This window comes from Pseudoalteromonas sp. NEC-BIFX-2020_002 (genome assembly GCF_013002825.1).
Classification (GTDB): Bacteria; Pseudomonadota; Gammaproteobacteria; order Enterobacterales; family Alteromonadaceae; genus Pseudoalteromonas; species Pseudoalteromonas neustonica.
In genome coordinates, this window is the sequence record NZ_JABEPJ010000003.1 from 107910 (window position 1) to 130574 (window position 22665).

A 22665-nucleotide genomic window follows, 5' to 3' on the forward strand; every position below is an offset into this window, starting at 1 on the left:
AACAATTTAACGAATTAAATAGCCCCCATATCTACGCTGATTGGTATTAGATGATTAGGCTGAAAGCTTATTATTCACCAAGTACTCTCATTTGTTCGTTTGCCCAGTTTACGGCGTCATGGTACGCATCTGGCACTTTATCTGTTGCTAAGCCAAGCTGCTCTTGTATTGCATTCGCGCCTTGCCAATTTGCTTGTTCATAGAGTTTTACTAAACGTAAGTATTGTGCCAGCAAGCCTTCGTCTTTAACGAGTGCTAATTTTATGTCATTGGATAGTGGTAACTTTTCCATAACACTTTCCATACTTTCATCGAGTATGGCATCCATTAACGACATCATACCGGTCAAAAATGCCATGCCTGTATCTTTAAATTTATTATGATTTATTGCGAGTAACTCAGTAAAGCGTGCGCGAGTGAGCGATAATCTAATTAGTTCTGCAGGTTTATCTGCGGCAACTTGAGATGCAAAAAGTAGCGATAAAAACTTTTTAATTTCTTGTGCGCCTAAAACAATTAAGGCTTGTTTTATGGTATTTATTTCAGCTCTTCGCTTGAATGCAGCAGAATTACTATAGCGCAGAAGTTTGTAAGATAAGTTTACATCTCTTTCAAAAACTTCAGTAATTTTCTTTAAGTTTAAGTCAACAGTCGACGTTTCATAGAGTAATTCAGCAAGTGCCATTTCTGATGGAGGCAGTGTTTTACTTTGTACCATTTCAGGTTTAGAAAAGAAAAACCCTTGAAAGTATGTAAACCCTAGTTCAAGTGCTAATTGATACTTTTCGTATGTTTCGACTTTCTCAGCCAATAATTTAATTTGTGGGAATGGCTTAATTGCTTCAATAACTTCATGGATAGTATCAAGTTCACAGGTCAAAAAGTCGATTTTGATGATATCAATAAAAGGGTAAAAATGACGCCATACAGGCTGGTGAATATAATCATCAAGCGCTAGGGTATAGCCTTTTTCTTTTAAGTCTTTGACTAAAGAAAGTAAACGTTTCCCTGGTTGAATTGTCTCTAATATTTCGACCACAATTTGTTCTTTGCCTAATAGAGTAGGGTAGCCTTTTTGCAGTGTGTCGAGTGTAAAGTTTATAAAAGCAGGTTTGTTATCGGTTAAATCTTCTAAACCAAAGTTAAACTGGCTGCCCTCAATTAGTCGCGAGGTCGCTTCATCGCCATCGATGTTGGGAAATACATTATCAACGCCATCACGAAATAGTAACTCGTAACCTACAAGTTTTTTTTCACGGTCTAGAATTGGTTGGCGCGCAGCATAAAAATACATAAACAACAGATCCACATCAGTTAAACGATTACATCAGCAATATAAGGTAAAACATAGCAAATAGCATTAACTATATTTTCAAAATTAAACCTATAGTATTGGTGTGTACCAGTGTATAGATCTTATCCTAGGGTAAATAGTCATTAATTTCCATTGATATACACTAAATTTACTGCTTTTCACAAAAAATCAGAATGTTCTCATATGGTTGCTAGATTAGTCGTACTAATTGGAGTTATTTACCCTTAGCATGATATAGTCAAGCACTAGGTTGGTTTTTACACCAATAATGTCTTATTTATAGCATTGATTTGCGAGTCATTATTAGGATTAAATGCCTGATTTAAACTTCTTTATCGGAGGCGAATTTGGAAACTGGAATGATTATTTCTTTGGCAGCATACTTTATTGTAATGCTCGGCATTGGTTTGTATGCATATAAACAGTCAACCAGCGATGTGTCGGGTTACATGCTTGGTGGTCGTAGTTTATCACCAGGTGTAGCTGCATTATCTGCAGGTGCATCAGATATGAGTGGCTGGATCTTGATGGGGCTACCTGGCGCTATGTTTGTTACTGGGTTTAGCAGTACATGGATTGCGTTAGGCTTAATTATCGGCGCATGGTTAAACTACTTTTTGGTCGCACCGCGATTACGTGTTTATACTGAAAAAGCGAATGACTCTATTACTATCCCAGATTACTTTTCAAATCGTTTTAACGACAACAGTAACTTACTGCGAGTAGTGTCTGCGGTTGTGATTATTGTTTTCTTTACTTTATATACCTCATCAGGTGTAGTGGCTGGTGGTAAATTATTTGAAAGTTCATTTGGTTTAAGTTATGAAATGGGACTTTATATTACAACAGGTGTTGTAGTTTTATATACTTTGTTCGGTGGGTTTTTAGCGGTAAGCCTGACTGATTTTGTACAAGGTTGTATTATGTTCATTGCTTTAATTTTAGTACCTACGGTGACTTATACATTACTAGAACAGCCTTTAACATCAACACTTAACAGTATTAACCCGCAAATGCTGCAATGGATTGGGGCAGGTTCTTTGGTGAGTATTATATCAGCAATGGCATGGGGGTTAGGCTATTTTGGTCAGCCGCATATTATTGTTAGATTTATGTCTGTTCGAAGCGTCAAAGATATGCCTACCGCACGTCGTATAGGTATGAGCTGGATGATAGTTGCAGCGTTAGGTGCGGTAGCTACGGGTTTATGTGGAGCTGCATATGCCTATGAAAATGGCATCGTTGTTGATGATCCAGAAACAATATTTCTTGTTTTATCTGAATTACTTTTCCACCCACTTATTGCAGGCTTTTTATTAGCCGCTATATTAGCGGCAATTATGAGTACAATATCTTCGCAACTATTAGTGAGCTCAAGCTCGTTAACAGAAGATTTTTATAAGACATTTATTCGTCGAGATGCCACAGATAAAGAGCTTGTATTAGTAGGGCGAATTAGTGTTGCTTTAGTTGCTATTTGTGCCATTTACTTAGCGTATGATAGAGATAGTTCTATTTTAGACTTAGTAAGCAACGCATGGGCTGGTTTTGGTGCTGCATTTGGTCCACTGGTTCTATTTAGTTTATATTGGAAAAGAATGAACTTTGAGGGCGCATTAGCTGGTATGGTCGTCGGTGCTGTAACCGTGTTAGTGTGGTTTTATGCGCCGATAGAGGTTAATGGTGAACATATCAGTAAGTTAATTTACGGTATTGTTCCTGGGTTTATTTTATCAAGTATTGCAATTGTTGCTGTAAGCTTAACAACAGCAGCGCCGAGTGAAAAAATTACGCTATTGTTTGATGATGTCGAGAAATCGCTTTAATCATAATGTGTAATTAAGAATAAAAAAGGAGCTAATTAGCTCCTTTTTTATTTGTATTTTAGCTAAACGTTAACTGGCTGCTTTTTCTTCTGTGTTTTTCAGATCAGTAACGCTACTTGCTTCTTTTTTAGATTTTGCAGATGAAGCCTTAATTGGTACTTCTTTTGCGCCTTTCAAAACATTCATGAAATCATCTTTGCTTTTTGCAATCTCAAGTGCGAGCGATTCAATTTGTTGCTCGCTTAAAGGCACATCGACCTTTTCTAGCATCGCCTCAAGTGATTCAGCGATATCGAGCATCTTGTCATACGCGTCAGCTTCTTTTTTAGTAGTAAACGTCATACGCTCGACTCCGTTTCTTTCTACAACATATTTAACAACAACAGCCATGATTTCTCCTGCCAACTTGCTTGGTGAATGATAATTCACCTTGATTGATTACTGTTTTTATGTACAGTAAATGTTTGTCCGGCTATTTGCAAGTGAACATTTTTATTTTTTTATTATCGGTACGGTTGACAAGATGGACGCTATTTACTTTATTTAAAAGGTCACACTTTTTCAGTATGGCTTTAATTAAAATCAGTCAAAAAGTGAGATCGCTTTATCAACTATTAACTGAGTCCACGAATGGACATCATGGAGGAGAAACATGAAGTTTTTAACTTTAATAGTCGTATTATTTGGTTTTGCAGTCGCCTTGCCAAGTTATGCGGTCGATAATAAGCCTGCTACAGCTAAAATTGCTCAAAAAGCTGAGGTTATTAATATTAATCAAGCAAACGTTGACCAATTGGTTCAATTACCAGGTATTGGTAAATCAAAAGCGCAGGCTATTATTGATTACCGTACTAAGCAGGGTAAATTTAAATCACTAGGTGAGCTTACTCAGGTTAAAGGTATTGGTGACAAAATCGTTGCAAAATTAGAAGGAAAAGTAACGCTTTAATTACAAAGGCGAGCTATTGCTCGCCTTGTTTCTCTTTATTATATAGTTTAATAGCCTCGGCTAAAAAAGGTTTTGAAAATTGTATTTCGACGGGCGTTGTCAATATTGGATAACTTATACCTGTGACAATTAATGCAAGTATCATCAGCCAGCCATCAATATAAACGAGTGAGAAAAACAATGGAATTAATAGAGTTAGCTTAGCGATACGTAGACTGATTTTTTGCATTGGGCTTAGCATGCTAAGTGCTATTGCGATTATATCTTGTCGCTGTCGCACTTTTAGATGCTTAAGTTGAGGTAACTGGCTTGATAAAAAAGCAGGCATCATAGACTCTTCTTAATGATTAAACGAGCGAAAACAACAGTTATTAATACAATACTGAATGCTGCAAATATCACTTCCATCCAAGCAGGCATACTCATTCCTAAAAATTCCCAATCAATATTACCGCAATCACCGGTTGCAGCAAAAAAATTTGGTATCCATTCGTGTAAAGGCAGCGGGAAATTCGGCTCAAATTCACAACTAAAAGCAAATGGGTCAGTCGTTGTTTGCATATCAATGTGCTCACGTGCGATCAGGTAGCCCCAAATACTGGCTGTTGCCCACGTCACAATACCTAAAAACCGAAAGATAAAATGGCTTGGTTTAATGGCGCCAATTAATCCGGCAACTAATAATCCCAGCATTGCAGTACGTTGATATATACACATAATGCAAGGCTCTAAGCCCATTTTATATTGAAAAAACAACGCAACAATTTCAAAGATAAATGCAGTCACTGCCAATAATATCCATGGAGTACGTTGCTGTGCTAAATTAGCTAACCAATTCATAAAACTTCCAATCAAAAACGCTGTAGTTAGATTATGACGTAGACGCTAAACCACACGCAAGGGTAAACATCACTTGTAGCTATAAAAAGTTATACGCTGTTATTTATTCTTTGATGAAAATATCGCGTTTCGTGATCGCTGTGTTTTAATATGTAAAAGACGCAAGATGTTATATTTTTATGGATAATCCTAATTATTAGTATAGATTGGAGTGGGAAATCAAATGAGGGCGTTCTGACTGACTTTACTTGTTAGTTTGGCTTCATCTGGTACAATCAGTCAGTTAACTTATAAAGTGATGTAATGTGATAACTCGAGTGGGAATTGAATGAGAATTTTTAAAGCTAAAAGTCCAGCTGGATTTGCGGAAGAGTACATTGTTGAATCAATTTGGAATGGTGATTTTCCTCCAGGCTCTATTCTTCCTGCTGAGCGTGAGTTATCAGAATTAATAGGTGTTACACGTACGACTTTACGCGAAGTGCTACAACGTTTAGCGCGTGATGGTTGGTTAACGATCCAACATGGTAAACCAACACGGGTTAACAACTTTTGGGAAACCTCAGGATTAAATATATTAGAAACGCTTGCGCGTCTTGATGAAGATAAAATGCCAGAGCTAACAGATCAATTATTATCTGCTAGAACTAATATTAGCGCAATTTATACTCGTGCAGCAATTAAACATGCACCAGATCGTGTGATTGAAATCTTATCACAAAGTGATGAGCTTGAAGATAGCGCACAAGCATTTGCAGATTATGATTATAAAGTTCACCATGAATTAGCGGTTGCCGGAAATAACCGTATTTATGTGTTAATTTTAAATGGCTTTAGAGGTTTTTACTCTAAAATAGCTTGTCATTACTTCTCTGATCCAGGCACACGTCAATTAGCGCGTCAGTTTTATAAAGACTTAACTATACTGGCCGAAAAGCGTGAACACGATGGCGCAATTTCATTGCTACGTAAATATGGTCATCAAACTGGTGAAGTATGGCAAAAAATTCGTGGTGACATGCCAGAAAATATTATGGATTAATGCAGTAAAATAGATGGATTGAAGAAACCTGCTTTTGCGGGTTTTTTTGTGTTCATTTTATGCATTAAAATATGTTCAATATTTTCGATTGGCTGCATCGGAAAATACGATTATCTATTTAAGCTTATTATCTCTAGAATATTTGGATAATTATGCATGTAAACCCTTGGTATTTCATTTTTTGATGCCATATTAAAGGCAAGCATTGCGTAAGCAATTAAAAGCAAACTCAAATATTTGGAGAATAAAATGGGTGTATTAGTAGGCCGCCAGGCACCAGACTTTACCGCTGCAGCAGTATTAGGTAACGGCGAGATCGTAGATAGCTACAATCTTCACGAAACAATTAAAGGTAAAAAAGCAGTTATTTTCTTTTACCCGTTAGATTTCACTTTCGTATGTCCTTCTGAACTAATTGCTTTTGACAAGCGTTTCGAAGAATTCCAAAAACGTGGTGTTGAAGTAATTGGTGTTTCAATTGATTCACAATTCTCACACAACGCATGGCGTAACACTGCTGTTGCAGATGGCGGCATTGGCCAAGTGCAATATGCATTAGTTGCAGACGTTAAACACGAAATTTGTAAAGCATATGACGTTGAGCACCCAGAAGCTGGCGTTGCATTTCGTGGTTCATTCTTAATCGACGAAGCAGGTAACGTTCGTCACCAAGTAGTGAACGACTTACCACTAGGTCGTAATATCGATGAAATGCTACGTATGGTTGATGCACTTGCATTTCATACTGAGCACGGTGAAGTATGTCCTGCTGGTTGGACTGAAGGTAAAAAAGGTATGGACGCAAGCCCTGCAGGCGTTGCTAAGTTCCTTTCTGAAAACGAAGGCGACCTATAATTTAGGCCTTTGTTTTAGAATATAAAAAACCCGCCAATTTGGCGGGTTTTTTTATGTGCTTTTATTTAGAACTTGTATGCAAGTTTAAAGTAAGCTTGGCGCCCGATAGCACTATGTGTCTTACTGTCAACGCCAAAAGAATCTGATGGTGCCTGTGGCGGTTCTTCATTTGTAAGGTTTGATGCACCTAAAGTTAGTGTTAATTCATCGAAACCTACATAACTGACTGATGTGTCGATTGAGGTCCAAGAATCAATATCAAAACGATCATTGTTTGTATCAGGTAAATCGTTGTAACCGCTTATATAGTTAATACCAACATTAGCAAGCCAGCTCTCATTACTCCAATCAACCCCTGCAACCCATCTAAATTCTGGATGTTGGAATTCACCATTAAGGTCTTCAGCGACAATACTCGTATTACCTTGTTTATCACTTTCAAACGATTGTTCTTCAAAATTTAGCGTGTAGGTTAAATTATAATTGAATTTGAATTCACCTAAGTTATCGGTATTTAAACGATAATTAAGATTTAAATCAAACCCATCCGTTTCTCGCCCGCCTATGTTTACGAATGTATCGTTGATCACTAAGATACGACCAAGATTACCACCTTGACTTGGTGCCCGTTGGACTAAAGCTTGATCGCTACCACAGCAGTCAACGAGTTTTTGAGCGCCAATTTTCTTAATGAGATCTTCTTGATCATAATTCCAGTAATCTACACCGACGCTAAAGTTATCAGTAGTTTGCCAAATAACACCTAAATTATAGTTACTTGATGTCTCTGGTTGTAAGTCAGGGTTACCAGCAACAATTGCGGTATATTCTGTAGGCTCGCAATCAGCTTCAGCGCCAGTTTGGCGACAACGCTCTTTATCAATAACGCTTGGTGATTCATCAGTTCGGCCAAGGTGCAATTGTACTAATGATGGCGCTCTAAATGCAGTTCCCCATGAACCACGAACAACCAAACTATCTAAAGGTGTCCAGCGAAAAGCAACTTTTGGGTCTGTGGTAGAGCCAAAGTCACTATAGTTTTCATGACGTAATGCTAATTGAAGCTCTAAAGTTTCAAGTACAGGCAAGCTTAACTCGGCAAAAATAGCCTTGTTATCACGTTCACCATTTGCCTGTGTTGCTTCAGTTCCAAAGATTTCACCACGTAAAAATTGTGCGTCAGGGTTATCTTCAATTCGTTCATTACGTGCTTCAAAGCCTATTGCTATTGCGGCCATATCATCACCCAACTCAAATAACTCACCAGAGATTGTGCCGTCAATAGATTGCATTGTTGAGGCGCCAGAGCGAGTAGTGGTTGTTTCAAAATAGGCAAGGGCAGCTTCAGTGTTGGTGCTTGGTTCAAATGGATTCCATAATCCTGAATCGATAGCTTCTTGAGTTCGAATTATATTAGGGAAACCATTAACTCCTTTTTCTACTGCGCTAGAGCGTATTGCTGAATATGCAACTTCCCAATCCCAGTCACTAAATGAGCCTCTAGCGCCTAAAACAGCGCGATAGTACTCAGAATCAACATCTTTTTGACGGTTGCCGATTTCGACTGTTCGTCGACGCATCGAAATATCTACACCGTGGAGGAAGTGGCTTGGATCATTAAAAAGAGGATGATTTGGATTATCCCCCATCATAGTTAATTCTGTAAAGCTTGGACTTGCTGCGCCTTCAATGAAGCTTGATGAGTGCTGAGCTGAAAATTCAGCAAAGCCTTCAATATTGTCTGTTATTTCTTGGCTTCCATTATAATTAAAGCTAATACGTTCTGTAGAAGGTACAAGAGTTGAGTGTGGCGCATAATCATAACGGCAAATATCACCGATGATAAGTGATTCGTCACAGGTGTCATTCCCCCATACATCTGCAAATATGGTCTGCCTAACGGGGTTACCTTCGGGGTCAATTCTGCTAACGGGTAAAGCAGCCCACTGAGCATCCGTAAGCATCGCGCGCGTAACTTCAACTGAACCTGGAAATCCTGATGAGCTTAATGAGTTATTACCGCCGCGAAAACGCTGATCTGCAGTGGCTGTATAGCTACGCTGTGAATTTAAAATAGCGTCACGCTTGTAATAATCAATAGAGAAATTGTGCTTGCTGGTGTTACTGCTACTTCCCCAAAGTAAAGTTAGATTTTGTTCATCACCCCCACCGTCAGCGGTGGTGCTTGTTTTTGCCGCAACTTCAAACCCATCAATATCATCACGTAGTATTATGTTTATAACACCAGCAACTGCATCAGAGCCATATGTTGCAGATGCGCCATCTTTTAAAATATCAACACGTTTAACAGATGACATTGGGATACTATTTAAATCTACAAAAGATGTTTCGATATCTTTAGCAAACGGGCTCACAGCAACACGGCGGCCATTAATTAACACCAATGTAGATGATGCACCAAGGCCTCTTAGTGCAACACTTGATCCACCATTGGCGGTGTCATCACTTGAATTACCTTGAGTGCTAAAAGTACCCGCACCTGATACAGGTAGTTTCTGTAAAGCACCTATTAAATCTGTTGAGCCTGTTGCGGCTAAATCTGCTGCCGATAATGATTGTACTGGTGATGGCCCTTCCATATCAGTACGTTTGATATGTGAGCCTGTGACTTGAATTCGCTCAACTTCTTTTGTTTCTGATGCGGAATAAGCTGTTGCAGAAAAGCCTACCGACAATGCTAGGGTTGTATAAGTAAGTAAATTTGGTGTAAATAAAACTGTTTTCTTCATCCTTAAGTCCTTGTTATAGTGTTGATATTATATTTTCAATAAACCAGTGATATCAATACCATGTAATCAAAATGTTATCAACTTGAGCGAAAGGTTAACTTATGAAGTTTTTTGTTTTAAGGTATAAAAATAAAAACGCCTAACAGGGTGTTAGGCGTTATAGGGTTAAGCTTTGTGTTTCATTAACCGTTCTTTCTCGCGGGACCAGTCTTTACTTTTACCGTCTTCGCGTTTGTCATGCATTTTCTTACCTTTACCGAGTTGAAATTCTAATTTAACCCAGCATTTTTTCCAATACATGGCTGTAGCGATTAATGAATAACCATCGCGTTCAGTTGCACCAATTAAGCGGTCTAACTCACGCCGACTCAATAAGAGCTTGCGATAACGCAGTGGATCACAAATTACATGGGTAGAGGCACTATTAAGTGGCTGAATTTGACTGCCAAGTAAAAATGCTTCGCCATTTTTAAGGTGAATATAAGTTTCAGAGATATTTACTTTGCCAGCTCGGATGCTTTTTACTTCCCAGCCCTGCAGTTCGACACCAGCCTCAAACTTGTCGTGTAAAAAATACTCATGGCGCGCTTTTTTATTCAGCGCGATGGTATTACTTGTCGATTTAGATGAATTTTTCTTAGCCATAGTGTCCCATATTATACGTAAAGCTCTGCTTTTTACATCGATTTTTTATTTTTACTGTAAATAATCGATGATAAATAAAGCATCGGGAAAGTTTGGGGAAAAACGCAAAACTTGCTAAAATTCGCCCACACAGTTGGGAGTGAGTATGCCACAAATAGAAAAAAGTGCGCTAGTAATGTATAGCAGCAAAGAGATGTTTGATTTAGTCAATGATGTGGATGCCTATCCTGAGTTTTTACCGCATTGCTCTGATGCAAAAATTATTGCACAACAAGACAATACAATGACTGCAAGTTTAGAGATATCTAAAGCAGGTATAAAAAAATGGTTTACCACTGAAAACACGTTTACAGATGAAAATACAGTGACTTTACGTTTAGTCGATGGGCCATTTAAAGCTTTGCAGGGGCGTTGGCACTTTCAGGTATTAGATGATACCGCATGTAAGGTTCAGCTTCAGTTGGAGTTTGAATTTGCGAGTAAGCTAATTGAACTTGCATTCGGCCGGGTATTTAATGATGTGGCGAAAAATATGGTCAATGCATTTACTCAGCGTGCTAAACAGGTATATGGACCAAGATTATGATTACAGTTGATGTTGTTTTTGCGCTACCGACCAGCGCAATAAGTTTACAAGTTGAAGTGCCAGTAGGAACAACCGCTGAGCAAGCAGTCATAAAGTCAGGAATTATTGCAAAATGCCCTGAAATAGATGCTACAGCACTCACTCTAGGTGTCTGGAATCGTACCTGCAAATTAACGCAAGTACTAGAGGATGGCGATAGGGTTGAAATTTATCGACCGCTAATTGCAGATCCAAAAGACGCAAGACGTAAACGGGCTGAAAAAGCCAAAGATGAAGGTCGGGCTAATAAAGTGACGGGGGGACGCCCGCTAGATAGAACACAGTAGTGCGAAACTAAAAAGGTTAGCGTGTGCTAACCTTTTTTAAATTTGCGAGTAGCAATTAAGTATTATTGCTCAAGTGGTGTATTAAACTCTTCAGGTTGCTCATAATCTCCACTTATCGATGTTAGCTTTTCATTATTAAATTTAACAGTAAGTAGTTTTCGTTGTTCACTGTCACGACCTAGGTTAAAGGTGTAAGAGTAATGCCATGTATTTTTATCAAAGGCATCTTTTGCAACAGGTTGGCCTAAAACATATACAACTTGCTCACGAGTCATGTTTATTCGAAGTTTATCAACATCAGTTTGCTCTAAAAAGTTACCTTGAGGGATATTGATACGATAAACCCAACTTGAACAACCTGCTGTTGCGCTTAGTGTAAGGGCAACGATAAACCAAAGAGAAAAAGTTTTTAACGACTGCATTGTTTGTTTGGATCCTTATTTTTTATAGACTGCATGATACCGATTAGTCACCTAAGGTAAAACCCTTTTGAGTAATTGTTTGTTACTTAATTCTTAGTATCTATGCTTGGAGCGCAATTTTGACCACAGAGTCCGATAAAAGTTTAACTATTCTTAAAGATAATACTATAGCGAATAGCTCTATTTGGTCCCTTTATATCGTGCAAACACGTTTTGGGCATTGGTATACGGGCATATCTACAGATGTAAGTAAGCGCTTTGCAAGCCATCAAGCGGGAAAAGGCGCTAAAAACCTAAGAGGAAAAGGGCCGCTTACACTTATTTATCAGCAAGAGATCGGGGATCGCAGTGCCGCAACTAAATTAGAAATTAAAGTCAAAAAGTTATCTAAACAGCAAAAACAGCGTTTTATGCAAGTTGGCCATTTGCCTACAGCTGCGAGAAATCGAACTGGCGAATGAACCGTTCAATATATATTACGCTTTTTACATACAAATCCTGATCAATATTTGCAAACGTATCAGTCTTTTTGTGATGATGAGGATCGTCCCCCATACCAAAGTAAATATAGGGTATACCGGCTTTTGCGAAGGAGTAATGATCGCTGGCTTTTCGCCAATCTATTTTATCGACTCTAAGCAGGCGGTTCATGTGCTTTGAGCTACTACTTACACGTACTCTGAGGTCATTCGATGAAATAGTCGCTAGTTGCGACTCAATCGTTTTTTTAAGTTTAGGCAGAGTAAATGCATATAAGGTTTTACTACGGGCACTCACAGCAAGCATATCCAAATTTATATTAAAAAGTACAGTGTCAGTCGGAAGTTGGCTTACAAAATACTTACTGCCGTGTAAACCGTTCTCTTCGGCGTCAGTAGCAACAAATATAATGTTAAACGTTGGCGTGTTTATTTTTAGCCGTTTAGCTAAATACAAAAGTGCACTCACACCACTGGCATTATCATTTGCGCCGGGGTAAAACTGTGTTCCTTTTTTTCCAAGATGATCATAATGGGCAGTAATGACAACCGTGAGAGACGTGCTATTTTGAGAGGTAAGAGTAGCGATAACATTATTGCCCGTACTGCGCGAAAAAAAACTACTTTGGTAACTAAACGTTTGCAACTCACTTGAATATCCTAATAACTCAAATCTATCTTTGAGATAAAGCGCACTTAACTCAGCGTCTGAGGTGTTTGTTTTTCGACCACTAAATACCGCAGAGCTTAAGTGCCTTAAATCATCAAGTAACAGTTGAGATGATGCGCTATTTACATCGCAAGGGAATAGCAAGACCGTCAGTAATATAAATATATGAGCTTTAATGATTATTCACCTTCGCAGTCATGTTGTTTAGAGCACGAAGTTTACCTTGATAGCGTTGTTTATCATGATCAAAATCTGCATATTTTCTAGCAAGGCCTAGTTGTTTATAAGCTTGCTTAAAATCACCTAGTTGGTAATAAGTACGGGCAAGGCCAAAATAGCTGTCATGAATTTTGTTATCTAAACGCTTAGCGGATAGAAAGTGCTTGATAGCATCTTGATAATTTTTAATATGATATGCAGTATTACCTAAAGACACATGATAATAAGGATTACTTTGGCGCTTTGTATTAAGACGTGACAAGATCGTTTGCGCCTCAGCTTGGCGACCTGTGATTTGGTATAACAGTGCTAAATTACCTAGGGCAGTATTATTATTACTATCTAGGGAGAAGGCATAATTATAGGCAATCTCGGCATTATCATATTGTTTATTGAGTCTAAAGAGCACGGCTAAATTCCCCCACGAGCCAGAATGTTGGGTATCTGCTTTTATAGCCGCAATATAGTAGCTATAGGCAATATCATAACGCTGATTTAGCATTGCTGCTGCACCTTTATTGTTATAAAACATCGCAGTAATTCGAGCTTTAGTAATAGGGGTTGTTTTAAACTTTTCACCGCGAGAGTTTGGATCAAAATCAATAATTAATGAGTTCGCTAAATTGTAAACGTAGTGAATACTGGCTTCTTTATTGCGAGGTTGTGAAACCGCAAGATTAATGTGCCCAGTGAGTAAGTTGTAACCTTTATTTAATGACCAGTACTCAGGGATGTGAACTTGCTGAAACTGCCCATACATGCCTAAATACTCAGCCATACTAAAAGCTAAAATCGATAGCGATAAGCAATTTGCATTTAAGTCGCGAAAAGTGTGTTCTGCAATAAGGGTTGCGCCTGATTGGTATGAAAGTGAATCATCGCCGTTATCTAATAAAAACGTCAAGAGCTTACGTGTTGATTGTAAATTTCTTTTGTGTGGTGGAAACTGTATATCTAGCTGCTGCATCATGTCATCACTGAGTCTAAATATCTCATCGGGTGTTTCTACATCAGACAGAGTAAATGTTTGGTTTTTAAATATTTCATTTGGAGGAGAGGGGGCATCGTTAGGAATACTTTGACAGGCAGTTAATAGTAAAGTAGCGAAGAAAGTGGCTGCAAAATATAAGTGATTAGAAATAGTCATACTACACCCCAACTAATAAACAACTTAATTAAGTTTAGTCTATTTTGTAGTTGGGGCTATGGATAAATTATAAACTATGTCAGTGTTTTTCGAACGTGGCGACAAGTCTATCCAAAATTTGCGCGCTATTTGCCAGATCTTTGATTGCCTGTTCAGTGGTTATTTGTTCATGCATTGCTTTATCGCTGATCTCACTGATTTGTTCGATATTACGTCCGACATCAGCAACCACATTACTTTGCTCTTCAGTCGCAGTGGCGATGAGTGTTGCCATATCGTTTATTTCATTGGCTGTATTAGTGATTGCGGTGAGTAACAATACCGAGCTTTGCATGGCTTCAACGCTATCTTGTGCTTTATGTTTAGACTGAGCAATATTGTTAACAACACTTGTTGAAGTTTGTGTCAATTCCTCAATCATACCTTGTATTTCGGTTGTTGATTGTGATGTACGATTTGCTAATGCTCTGACTTCATCGGCGACAACAGCAAAACCTCTGCCGTGTTCGCCTGCTCGTGCTGATTCAATCGCGGCATTAAGAGCCAGTAAGTTTGTCTGTTCAGAAATCCCTCGAATTGAGTCAACAATACTGGCGATTGCAACGGTTTTTTGTGATAACACATTAACTTGAGTAATAATGAGGTCAATATCATTAGCTAAAGCCGATATCATTACTTGGCTTTGCGCAACTTGCTGGTGGCTTTGCTGTGTATTTGCTTTACTATCTTCGGTCAATTTAGCGGCCATTGCTGCGCTACTTGCAATTTCTTGAACTGTCGCGCCCATTTGGTTAATTGCTGCTGCAACTGAGATAGTCTGATCTTTTTGATTATCTAATGCCAGCGAGTTACGTTGCGCTTGATCGAAAACATGTTGTGAGCTTTGGCGTATATCGTGACTTTCACTGGCAACGTTGGCTATTGCAGTTTCTATTTTAGTAATAAAAAGATTAAAGCCATTGGTTAAATCAGTTAATTCTGGCTGCGACGATTCAGGTAAGCGATAAGCAAGATTAGCGTCTCCAGAGCCTAAGCGAGTAAATAGCTCTGCCATGTTTGAAAGTGGGGAAGAGAGTGAACGAGCAAGGAGGTAACTAAATATGCTCGCTAGTAATCCAATAATGACCGAAAATGTAATTATTTGCCACTTAAGCTTATCAATACTGGCAAACACTTCGTTCTTGGGGACTTGGGCAATAACATATAGTTCAGTGTTTTTGATTGGGCTTGCTGCAAGGAGTATATTTTCACCTTGAAAGCTAATTTCTTGAATTGAGAATGGCAGATTGTTCAATAGTTGTGTAGAAATATTACCTTGATAAAGTTTATCGAGTGTTTCTTTCGCGACTTTACTTGCATCTTTATGTAATTGAATAAGGCCACTTTTATCAGCTACAAAAACAAAGCCAGATTTTTCAATTTTAAATTTTTGCAGTAGAGTTTGCATATCATCAATGCTTTTAGCTAAGCCAGCCAAACCAGTGCCATTGACTTGTTGATGATTAACAAACATTTTCACATCATTTGATGATTCTTGGAAAATACTAATAGAGTAGGGCTGCTTAGACTGTTTAAAAGCAAAAAACCAACCATCTTGTTGCTGTGTTAACTCTCTTAAAAAACCATCTTGATTCCAGTATTGCGCTGTTTCTCTGTTTGCCCAAGACGCGGTGGCTAAATCGTATTGTTTCACTAAACGGTTTAATTCTTTGAGTAACAGGCGATCATTCGTATCTGTAGATTGTGACCAATCAAGTATAAATTCATTACTTGAAAGCTGCTCTGCGGCACTAATTAATTCATTAATATCATGAGAGATATAATTATTAATGGCTTGTAATTTACTTGGTAATTCAGATTCGATCATTCGGTGTTCTATTATATTTTTCGCACTGTATATCGACGTTGCACCAATAAATGCCGCAACAACGAAAGTAATAGAAATACCGAGCAAGGTAATTTTTTTGGTAATTGATAAATGGTTTAGTGTCATCAATGAGTCTTAATTTACAACTAATATAAGGCTTTATTCTAGCACACCCTTTGATCATGGCTAATAGTTGCTTTAAATGAAATAAGTAGTGGTGGGGAAGTGTTTTTTATAAAGGAAAAAGCCCACAAACATAAGTATGTGGGCTTGGTTTCTAACAAGCGAAACGTTTATTGTCCAGGGTTAAACAATTTTTTTCATTGCTGACATGTAGCCACGTAATCGTGTGCCAACAATCTCAACAGGGTGCTCACGCAATGTTTTATTTATTTCAATCAGTGTTTGGTTATCAACATGGTTACTTTGCTCACCTAAACCTTTACCAATAACATCAGTGTTGATATTTTTCATAAAGTTTTGAAGTAGTGGCAAACACGCATGGTTATATAAATAACAACCGTATTCAGCTGTATCAGAAATAGTGCGATTCATTTCAAATAACTTTTTACGTGCAATAGTATTTGCGATTAATGGCGTCTCATGTAATGACTCATAGTACGCTGATTCTGCAATGATGCCCGCTGCAGTCATGGTTTCAAATGCAAGTTCAACACCCGCTTTAACCATCGCAACCATTAAGATACCGTTATCGAAAAACTCTTGCTCAGTGATTTCAACATCACCGGCAGGGGTTTTTTCAAAATTAGTTTCGGCGGTTTCTGCGCGCCATTTTAGTAGATTAGCGTCATCATTAGCCCAATCTTCCATCATCACGCGTGAAAAAGTACCGTCGATGATATCGTCTTGGTGTTTATTATAAAGCGGGCGCATAATGACTTTTAGCTCTTCACTCAATTCAAACGCTTTTACTTTTGCTGGGTTTGATAGACGGTCAAGCATGTTAGTAACGCCGCCGTATTTGAGTGCCTCGGTTACGACTTCCCAGCCGTATTGGATAAGTTTAGATGCGTAACCCGGCTCAATATCGTTTTCAATCATTTTATTAAAACATAAGATTGAACCCGTTTGTAGCATGCCGCATAGGATCGTTTGCTCACCCATTAAGTCTGATTTTACTTCAGCGATAAATGATGATTTTAAAACGCCTGCACGATGGCCACCAGTACCCGCAGCATAAGCTTTAGCTTGTGCTAAACCATGACCTTGAGGGTCATTTTCAGGGTGTACAGCAATCAATGTTGGGACACCAAAACCACGTTTATACTCTTCACGTACTTCAGAACCAGGGCATTTAGGTGCAACCATAATAACGGTAATGTCGTCACGTACTTGCATGCCTTCTTCAACAATATTGAAACCATGTGAGTAAGCAAGGGTTGAGCCTTGTTTCATCATTGGCATGATAGCGCTAACTACAGCTGTATGCTGCTTATCTGGTGTTAAGTTTAAAACAACGTCAGCGGTTGGGATTAGCTCTTCGTAAGTGCCAACAGTAAAGCCGTTTTCAGATGCGTTTAAAAATGATTGGCGACGTTCGCTAATTGCTGAATCACGTAATGTGTATGATACATCTAATCCAGAATCACGTAAGTTAAGGCCTTGGTTTAAGCCTTGAGCACCACAACCAACAATTACTAGCTTTTTACCTTTAAGTGCATTAACACCGTCGACAAATTCAGCTGGATCCATAAATTCGCATTGTGCAAGCTGAGCTAGCTGCTCACGTAAAGGAAGAGTATTAAAATAATTCGCCATTGTTAGTATCCTATATTCATATTTGTTAGATGCAGGCGTTTATTGCCGTGCTTAAAACCACCATAATGAAACATTCACCTTGCGTAAAATGATATATTTGAATTAAAGTATTTCAAAAAGTGAAACGTGAAATGTGTACATCACTTACATGGAGAGAATATGGATCATAAACGGTTACATTACTTTTTAGCGCTTGCTAAAACCTTGCACTTTGCACGCGCTAGTGAGTTATGCCATATCAGTGCGCCTACATTAAGTCGTAATATTAAACAGTTAGAGGATGAAGTTGGGGTTGAGCTATTTATACGTGATAATCGCAGTGTTAAATTAACACGTGAAGGGGAGTCATTTATTGATTACGCAAATGCGACCTTAGCAAACTGGCAACGCTTTCGAACGAATGTACGAAATCCAGAGCAGACCATCTACGGTAAAGTCAGCATCTATTGCTCAGTAACTGCGTCGTATAGCTTTTTACACCAAATATTAGAGCAGTTACGGTTACAGCATCAACATATTGAAATAAAGTTAAACACGGGCGATCCTGCCGTTGCTATTAACCGAGTGTTAGATGGACAAGAGGCGATGGCTATTGCTGCTAAACCCGATAAATTGCCACCGCAAATAGCGTTTGCAAGTATAGGTTACTCATCTTTGGTTTTTATTGCCCCGCGCATTCCATCTTTGATTACCCAAAAGTTGGCTTTGTCTAGCGATAAAATAGCGTGGTCTGAATTAGAATTTATTGTTCCTGAGCAGGGTTTTACTCGCCAAAGGCTTGAGCAATGGTGGCGTAAACATGGTATTAATGCAAAGATTTATGCTCAGGTCGCGGGGCATGAGGCTATGGTATCAATGGTTAGTTTAGGACTTGGTATTGCGATGGTGCCAAAAATTGTATTGGATAACAGCCCATTAAAAGACCGTGTACAGGTGATCAGTGATCAAAACGAAGCGCCAGCAGGGTTTGAGATTGGTTTAGCTGTATTACGAAAAGGGTTATCAGATGCTGCATTAAATGCACTGTGGGAGATTGCTCAAACTCTTGAAAATGTGAATTAGCTCGCTTGTTTCTACCCAGAATAAGTCCATATGTATCAAAAGTGTGAATGATTGTAATCAGCTAGGGATTAGTTTTTAATACCTTGCTATTATGGCCAGAATAAAGCATTTTTTGGCTTATAAACTGACATGAAGCTGATAGTTAAAACTTTTGCGTTAATATGTATCTATTGCCAACTTTCAGTAGCATCAGCGACTGAACAGCAGAGCGGGTATGATAAAAATATTGCAACGCAGCAATGGCATATTAGCCTTAACACAGGGTTAGGGGTTATCACTAATCCATTGCACGGCGGTGATAATTTACCTGTAGTATTAATCCCAGAAGTTGCCTTTTACGGTGAGAAATTCTTTTTCGATAATGGCAGATTAGGTTACACCCTTGAGGAAAGCTCTCGGCATATTTTTAATTTAATAACAGAGCTTAACCCCGAAACACGTTTTTTTGTGAAATGGCACCCTACCAATGTCTTTGCATTAGCCTCAAAAAACTCAGTTGTATTTGAACAAAACCAATTAGAAAATCAGCAACCACGAGTGAAAATTACAGATCTTGATAAACGCAAGTGGGCGTTAGATGCAGGCTTGAGTTATCACTATGTTAAAGATAAGCATGTTTTTTCACTACAGGTATTAACTGATATCACGGGGGTTTATGATGGAAATAGAGCCGCAGTTCAGTGGCAAATGCATGAGACTATCGGCCGTTTAAAACTAAAGCCGAGTTTAGGCGTTTGGTATAAATCAGCAAGCTTAAATACGTACTTTTATGGTGTAAGTGAACAAGAGCATAACTCAGCTGCGATAGAGGTAGGTCGTAGTTGGCAACCTTATGCTAAAATTGATGGCCGTTGGCCTTTAGGCAATAATAATTCATTGCGCTTTCATGTTGCGTATTATGATTATTCGGCTCTAAATGAGAGTCCATTGTTTGAAAAAAAATATTCCATTACCGCCTTTATAGGATTTAATCATATTTTTTAATATGAAGTATTTTTCGTTTTCTTTGTACATCGTGATTTTTGCATTATGGTCTGAGTTAGCTTTTGCAAAACAAGACATTTTAACATTGTCACCAAAAGTCTGTGTGGTTTCCGAACAACAAGAATATTGCGATCTTGAGCTTAAGCTAACGCTAAATATGCCAAAGAAAATGGATGTATGTTTATATCAAGAAAGTAGTAAATTGCAATGTTGGCAACAAGTTAAAATAGCTAAATTAGATCATAAAGCCCGTGTTCAGGTAGCAACTATATACTCTTTGATCGACCCTCATACGGATGAACTATTAGCTACAGCACGTATCGAAGTACAGAGCACTCGTGCTAAAACCACTCGACGTAGATTACGTTCCCCGTGGAGTTTTTTTTAATTCTGGAGCTGCAAATGGCAAAGATTTTACTTGTTGAAGATGACTTAGGTTTACAACAATTAACACGAGATTATCTGGAAAATAATGGCCTTGAAGTTGCGGTACTCGATCGTGGCGATGAAGTATTTAGTTTTCTTGAGAATAACCCGATAGACTTAATTATTTTGGATGTGATGCTGCCAGGTAAAGATGGCTTTAGTGTTTGCCGTCAAGTACGTGATAAATTTAGTTTACCGATTTTGATGTTGACCGCAAAGGGTGAAGATTTCGATCAAGTATTAGGTTTAGAGCTCGGTGCGGATGACTATGTAATCAAACCTGCAGAGCCTAGAGTATTACTTGCGCGTATAAATGCGTTATTGCGCCGTGGCCAGGCCGTAGTTAAAGCCCCTGAAGAGCTACAATTTGGTGATTTAAGCATAGATAAAACCAGTCGTATTGTACGTTTAAAGAATAATGAAATCACACTCACTTCACATGAATTTGAGCTACTTTGGCTATTAGCCTCTAATGCTGGAGAAGTGCTTAGTCGTGAACATGTACATCAGCATATGATTGGTCGTCAGTATGACGGATTAGATCGTACAGTTGACGTAAGAGTGTCACGCATCCGTAAAAAATTAGGCGATAACAGTGATAAACCATACCGTATTAAAACCGTATGGGGACAAGGCTACCTATTCGTTTCAGATGCGTGGGGGATGTAACCGTTAATGGGGAAGCTATTTGTAAGTTTATATGCGTATATAATAGTTTCCTTATTTTTAGTGAGTGGGGTGATAGAGCAGTTATGGCCTTATGAAGAAACACAGCAACAAGTGTCTCTTGATAAAGAGTTTGGCGAGTCACTTTGGTTATTAACTCAGACTACAGAAGGCATTACCAATTTAGCGTCACGTTTTAATACCCACATCGTCGATAAAAAAGATTTAATGCTTCCCAAACCGCAAGCTATTGAGCTTGCGCAGCACCACCATATTTATTTATTCGATGAAGAGCAGCGCGCAGTGTGGTACATAGAGCTCGAAAATGAGCAGTTACTGCAAGTTGGGCCTATTAGTGTATCCGCACCTGCTTTTCCATCAGTATGGCCTTACCTATTATTATTGTGCGTTGTAGGGATCCCCGTTGGGCTATGGAGTTTTTTATTATGGCGAGACTTTGCTAAATTACGGATGGCATGTGAAGCGGTCGGCGGGTCACAAGATTTTGAATTGAATGCAACGTCCAAATCATTTTTTTTGCCAATTACAGATACTTTACGTGCTATGCAACAACGCATTCAACACCTGTTGGCGGCTCAACAAGAACTTACTTCCTCAGTATCTCATGAGTTTAGAACGCCATTAGCACGTTTGAAATTTGCCTTAGCAATGCTCGAAGATAAAGTGACTGATGAAAAAGCATTTGATTACATTGATACAATGCAGCTCGATATCTTAGAGTTAGAGTCATTAGTGAAAGAAATGCTCGATTATGCGCGTCTAGATACTCAACAGCCAAATATAAGCGTTCAACAATGCGACCTAGTCCAGCTAATAAATAGTGTTGTTACCAAACTTGATTTTGCCACAAATATTAAAGTTGACGTACAGCTACCAACGACATGTACTTATGGTTGTGATAGTCATTTTATTGCACGCACTGTCCAAAACTTAATAGGTAATGCTTTAAAACACGGACAGTCTCAAGTACTGGTTCGCTTAGTTGAAGAGACTGAATTCGTTATTTTAAGCGTTGAAGACGATGGTGCTGGAATTGAGCAAGCGCAGTGGGAAACGGTATTTAAACCATTTACACGATTAGATAAAAGTCGCGATAAAAAAACAGGGGGATTTGGATTGGGTCTCGCTATTGTCGCTAAGATAGTTTCATGGCATCAAGGGAGGTATGAAATATCACACTCCTCATTAGGCGGTGCTAAATTGACGATTTACCTACCTAGACGTGCAACAAATTGAACATCACTGATTTAAGTTAGAGATTTACTAATCGGCTGATTTAAGAATATATAAATTCATTTAACTCCTCAGCCTGAGTTTTTCAGGAGTAATAGCTTAGTTTTCGCCTCAAGAGCCGTTACAAAGAGAGTTATTATCCTCAACGTCGGTTATGTAATCCTAACTAATTTTGCACAAAAAAAAGCACCTTAGGCGGTGCTTTATCTTTAAAACCAAAAATCAACAAATAGCAAAGTAATAGACCTGCAATGAAACGTTAAGTTCAATATTCAATAATTTATTTCTCTATAAGGGGTCGTTTTTGTTTTTTATTAATAGAGGCATAAGGAGCTGCTCTAAACCATTTAGCTTCACTTCATACATCATTGCAAGTTGAGCCCCGAGGGTTCCATCAGGAAAGCCTTGTTGTTTAAACCAGACTAAATAAGGTTCAGGTAAAAGTAGTAGTGGTCTGCCTGCATATTTTCCGAAGGGCATTTTTGTGTTGATCGCTATTTTAAGCTGCTCAGAATCCATGGTTAACTTTTATTGAGTCGTTTTAACTAAAGTGTAT

24 protein-coding genes are annotated in these 22665 nt (G+C 38.5%); 12 read left to right on the forward strand and 12 right to left on the reverse strand.

Annotation, left to right across the window (positions count from 1 at the left end; translation table 11 throughout):
- Positions 1 to 70: 70 nt before the first annotated feature.
- A complete protein-coding gene (locus HJP15_RS04825) occupies positions 71 to 1294 on the reverse strand; it encodes an EAL and HDOD domain-containing protein (protein WP_054203276.1) in 1224 nt (407 codons plus the stop codon).
- Positions 1295 to 1662: 368 nt separating this feature from the next.
- On the opposite strand from HJP15_RS04825, the gene putP reads away from it, so the two are divergent.
- Positions 1663 to 3141, forward strand: a complete 1479-nt coding sequence (gene putP, locus HJP15_RS04830; protein WP_054203275.1) for a sodium/proline symporter PutP — start codon at positions 1663 to 1665, stop codon at positions 3139 to 3141.
- Between the two features lie 69 nt (positions 3142 to 3210).
- Here putP and HJP15_RS04835 read toward each other — a convergent pair whose 3' ends face one another.
- On the reverse strand, positions 3211 to 3531 hold the full coding sequence (locus tag HJP15_RS04835; RefSeq protein ID WP_054203274.1) for a YebG family protein: 321 nt from the start codon (positions 3529 to 3531) through the stop codon (positions 3211 to 3213).
- A 262-nt stretch (positions 3532 to 3793) separates the two neighbouring features.
- Here HJP15_RS04835 and HJP15_RS04840 point away from each other — a divergent pair, with 262 nt between their 5' ends.
- Complete coding sequence (locus HJP15_RS04840) at positions 3794 to 4090, forward strand: ComEA family DNA-binding protein (RefSeq protein WP_054203273.1); 297 nt, start codon at positions 3794 to 3796, stop codon at positions 4088 to 4090.
- Positions 4091 to 4103: 13 nt separating this feature from the next.
- Here HJP15_RS04840 and HJP15_RS04845 read toward each other — a convergent pair whose 3' ends face one another.
- Together HJP15_RS04845 and dsbB are read right to left on the reverse strand one after the other, a co-directional pair.
- Entirely contained in the window at positions 4104 to 4421 is a 318-nt protein-coding gene (locus HJP15_RS04845; protein WP_316244664.1) for a DUF6170 family protein, read from the reverse strand.
- Positions 4418 to 4930 carry a disulfide bond formation protein DsbB gene (gene dsbB / locus HJP15_RS04850; protein ID WP_054203272.1) on the reverse strand — a complete coding sequence of 171 codons (513 nt, stop codon included), beginning with the start codon at positions 4928 to 4930 and terminating at the stop codon, positions 4418 to 4420. Before dsbB ends, HJP15_RS04845 begins: the two co-directional genes overlap by 4 nt.
- Before the next feature lie 328 nt (positions 4931 to 5258).
- On the opposite strand from dsbB, the gene fadR reads away from it, so the two are divergent.
- Together fadR and HJP15_RS04860 are read left to right on the forward strand one after the other, a co-directional pair.
- Entirely contained in the window at positions 5259 to 5972 is a 714-nt protein-coding gene (gene fadR / locus HJP15_RS04855) for a fatty acid metabolism transcriptional regulator FadR (protein WP_054203271.1), read from the forward strand.
- A gap of 249 nt (positions 5973 to 6221) precedes the next feature.
- Positions 6222 to 6827: a peroxiredoxin C gene (locus HJP15_RS04860; protein WP_054203270.1), complete on the forward strand. Its 606-nt coding sequence runs from the start codon at positions 6222 to 6224 to the stop codon at positions 6825 to 6827.
- Between the two features lie 65 nt (positions 6828 to 6892).
- Here the strand turns inward: HJP15_RS04860 and HJP15_RS04865 are convergent, their stop codons facing one another.
- On the reverse strand, positions 6893 to 9577 hold the full coding sequence (locus tag HJP15_RS04865; protein ID WP_054203269.1) for a TonB-dependent receptor plug domain-containing protein: 2685 nt from the start codon (positions 9575 to 9577) through the stop codon (positions 6893 to 6895).
- A gap of 165 nt (positions 9578 to 9742) precedes the next feature.
- Positions 9743 to 10222, reverse strand: coding sequence for an SsrA-binding protein SmpB (gene smpB, locus HJP15_RS04870; protein ID WP_054203268.1), 480 nt, complete (start codon positions 10220 to 10222; stop codon positions 9743 to 9745).
- Between the two features lie 145 nt (positions 10223 to 10367).
- Between smpB and HJP15_RS04875 the strand changes: the two genes are divergently transcribed.
- Both HJP15_RS04875 and HJP15_RS04880 read left to right on the forward strand, forming a co-directional pair.
- Positions 10368 to 10808: a type II toxin-antitoxin system RatA family toxin gene (locus HJP15_RS04875; RefSeq protein ID WP_054203267.1), complete on the forward strand. Its 441-nt coding sequence runs from the start codon at positions 10368 to 10370 to the stop codon at positions 10806 to 10808.
- Positions 10805 to 11134 carry an RnfH family protein gene (locus tag HJP15_RS04880; protein ID WP_054453904.1) on the forward strand — a complete coding sequence of 110 codons (330 nt, stop codon included), beginning with the start codon at positions 10805 to 10807 and terminating at the stop codon, positions 11132 to 11134. Before HJP15_RS04875 ends, HJP15_RS04880 begins: the two co-directional genes overlap by 4 nt.
- 62 nt (positions 11135 to 11196) lie before the next feature.
- On the opposite strand, the gene HJP15_RS04885 is transcribed toward HJP15_RS04880, so the two are convergent.
- Positions 11197 to 11556, reverse strand: coding sequence for an outer membrane protein assembly factor BamE (locus HJP15_RS04885; RefSeq protein WP_054203265.1), 360 nt, complete (start codon positions 11554 to 11556; stop codon positions 11197 to 11199).
- Between the two features lie 119 nt (positions 11557 to 11675).
- Here HJP15_RS04885 and HJP15_RS04890 point away from each other — a divergent pair, with 119 nt between their 5' ends.
- Complete coding sequence (locus HJP15_RS04890) at positions 11676 to 12017, forward strand: GIY-YIG nuclease family protein (protein WP_170173168.1); 342 nt, start codon at positions 11676 to 11678, stop codon at positions 12015 to 12017.
- Here the strand turns inward: HJP15_RS04890 and HJP15_RS04895 are convergent.
- The 4 genes from HJP15_RS04895 to ilvC all read right to left on the reverse strand — a co-directional run bounded on the left by HJP15_RS04895 (position 11986) and on the right by ilvC (position 17717).
- A complete protein-coding gene (locus tag HJP15_RS04895; RefSeq protein WP_249365793.1) occupies positions 11986 to 12849 on the reverse strand; it encodes a M20/M25/M40 family metallo-hydrolase in 864 nt (287 codons plus the stop codon). The two genes, HJP15_RS04890 and HJP15_RS04895, sit on opposite strands and share 32 nt — an antisense overlap.
- 28 nt (positions 12850 to 12877) lie before the next feature.
- Positions 12878 to 14071, reverse strand: coding sequence for a tetratricopeptide repeat protein (locus tag HJP15_RS04900; RefSeq protein ID WP_170173169.1), 1194 nt, complete (start codon positions 14069 to 14071; stop codon positions 12878 to 12880).
- A 79-nt stretch (positions 14072 to 14150) separates the two neighbouring features.
- On the reverse strand, positions 14151 to 16064 hold the full coding sequence (locus HJP15_RS04905) for a methyl-accepting chemotaxis protein (protein WP_170173170.1): 1914 nt from the start codon (positions 16062 to 16064) through the stop codon (positions 14151 to 14153).
- A gap of 180 nt (positions 16065 to 16244) precedes the next feature.
- The gene (gene ilvC / locus HJP15_RS04910; RefSeq protein ID WP_054203261.1) at positions 16245 to 17717 is read right to left on the reverse strand and encodes a ketol-acid reductoisomerase; all 1473 of its coding nucleotides are present in this window, start codon (positions 17715 to 17717) and stop codon (positions 16245 to 16247) included.
- A 159-nt stretch (positions 17718 to 17876) separates the two neighbouring features.
- Here ilvC and ilvY point away from each other — a divergent pair, with 159 nt between their 5' ends.
- From ilvY to HJP15_RS04935, 5 genes are all read left to right on the forward strand, one after another.
- Entirely contained in the window at positions 17877 to 18779 is a 903-nt protein-coding gene (gene ilvY, locus HJP15_RS04915) for an HTH-type transcriptional activator IlvY (protein ID WP_054203260.1), read from the forward strand.
- A gap of 129 nt (positions 18780 to 18908) precedes the next feature.
- The gene (locus tag HJP15_RS04920) at positions 18909 to 19763 is read left to right on the forward strand and encodes a MipA/OmpV family protein (RefSeq protein ID WP_170173171.1); all 855 of its coding nucleotides are present in this window, start codon (positions 18909 to 18911) and stop codon (positions 19761 to 19763) included.
- A gap of 1 nt (position 19764) precedes the next feature.
- Positions 19765 to 20151 carry a DUF3019 domain-containing protein gene (locus tag HJP15_RS04925; protein ID WP_054203259.1) on the forward strand — a complete coding sequence of 129 codons (387 nt, stop codon included), beginning with the start codon at positions 19765 to 19767 and terminating at the stop codon, positions 20149 to 20151.
- A gap of 14 nt (positions 20152 to 20165) precedes the next feature.
- A complete protein-coding gene (locus HJP15_RS04930) occupies positions 20166 to 20858 on the forward strand; it encodes a response regulator (protein WP_054203258.1) in 693 nt (230 codons plus the stop codon).
- A 6-nt stretch (positions 20859 to 20864) separates the two neighbouring features.
- Positions 20865 to 22112, forward strand: coding sequence for an ATP-binding protein (locus HJP15_RS04935; protein ID WP_170173172.1), 1248 nt, complete (start codon positions 20865 to 20867; stop codon positions 22110 to 22112).
- Positions 22113 to 22397: 285 nt separating this feature from the next.
- On the opposite strand, the gene HJP15_RS04940 is transcribed toward HJP15_RS04935, so the two are convergent.
- The gene (locus HJP15_RS04940) at positions 22398 to 22628 is read right to left on the reverse strand and encodes a DUF3820 family protein (RefSeq protein WP_054203256.1); all 231 of its coding nucleotides are present in this window, start codon (positions 22626 to 22628) and stop codon (positions 22398 to 22400) included.
- Between the last annotated feature and the right edge of the window lie 37 nt (positions 22629 to 22665).

Coding starts and splice junctions, on each gene's coding strand:
- HJP15_RS04900 (WP_170173169.1), bottom strand. CDS start 14,071: ATGACTATTTCTAATCACTTATATTTTGCAGCCACTTTCTTCGCTACT.
- HJP15_RS04925 (WP_054203259.1), top strand. CDS start 19,765: ATGAAGTATTTTTCGTTTTCTTTGTACATCGTGATTTTTGCATTATGG.
- HJP15_RS04880 (WP_054453904.1), top strand. CDS start 10,805: ATGATTACAGTTGATGTTGTTTTTGCGCTACCGACCAGCGCAATAAGT.
- HJP15_RS04935 (WP_170173172.1), top strand. CDS start 20,865: ATGGGGAAGCTATTTGTAAGTTTATATGCGTATATAATAGTTTCCTTA.
- HJP15_RS04825 (WP_054203276.1), bottom strand. CDS start 1,294: ATGTATTTTTATGCTGCGCGCCAACCAATTCTAGACCGTGAAAAAAAA.
- HJP15_RS04875 (WP_054203267.1), top strand. CDS start 10,368: ATGCCACAAATAGAAAAAAGTGCGCTAGTAATGTATAGCAGCAAAGAG.
- dsbB (WP_054203272.1), bottom strand. CDS start 4,930: ATGAATTGGTTAGCTAATTTAGCACAGCAACGTACTCCATGGATATTA.
- HJP15_RS04885 (WP_054203265.1), bottom strand. CDS start 11,556: ATGCAGTCGTTAAAAACTTTTTCTCTTTGGTTTATCGTTGCCCTTACA.
- HJP15_RS04860 (WP_054203270.1), top strand. CDS start 6,222: ATGGGTGTATTAGTAGGCCGCCAGGCACCAGACTTTACCGCTGCAGCA.
- ilvY (WP_054203260.1), top strand. CDS start 17,877: ATGGATCATAAACGGTTACATTACTTTTTAGCGCTTGCTAAAACCTTG.
- HJP15_RS04840 (WP_054203273.1), top strand. CDS start 3,794: ATGAAGTTTTTAACTTTAATAGTCGTATTATTTGGTTTTGCAGTCGCC.
- HJP15_RS04930 (WP_054203258.1), top strand. CDS start 20,166: ATGGCAAAGATTTTACTTGTTGAAGATGACTTAGGTTTACAACAATTA.
- smpB (WP_054203268.1), bottom strand. CDS start 10,222: ATGGCTAAGAAAAATTCATCTAAATCGACAAGTAATACCATCGCGCTG.
- HJP15_RS04905 (WP_170173170.1), bottom strand. CDS start 16,064: ATGACACTAAACCATTTATCAATTACCAAAAAAATTACCTTGCTCGGT.
- fadR (WP_054203271.1), top strand. CDS start 5,259: ATGAGAATTTTTAAAGCTAAAAGTCCAGCTGGATTTGCGGAAGAGTAC.
- HJP15_RS04940 (WP_054203256.1), bottom strand. CDS start 22,628: ATGGATTCTGAGCAGCTTAAAATAGCGATCAACACAAAAATGCCCTTC.
- HJP15_RS04845 (WP_316244664.1), bottom strand. CDS start 4,421: ATGATGCCTGCTTTTTTATCAAGCCAGTTACCTCAACTTAAGCATCTA.
- HJP15_RS04835 (WP_054203274.1), bottom strand. CDS start 3,531: ATGGCTGTTGTTGTTAAATATGTTGTAGAAAGAAACGGAGTCGAGCGT.
- HJP15_RS04920 (WP_170173171.1), top strand. CDS start 18,909: ATGAAGCTGATAGTTAAAACTTTTGCGTTAATATGTATCTATTGCCAA.
- HJP15_RS04865 (WP_054203269.1), bottom strand. CDS start 9,577: ATGAAGAAAACAGTTTTATTTACACCAAATTTACTTACTTATACAACC.
- ilvC (WP_054203261.1), bottom strand. CDS start 17,717: ATGGCGAATTATTTTAATACTCTTCCTTTACGTGAGCAGCTAGCTCAG.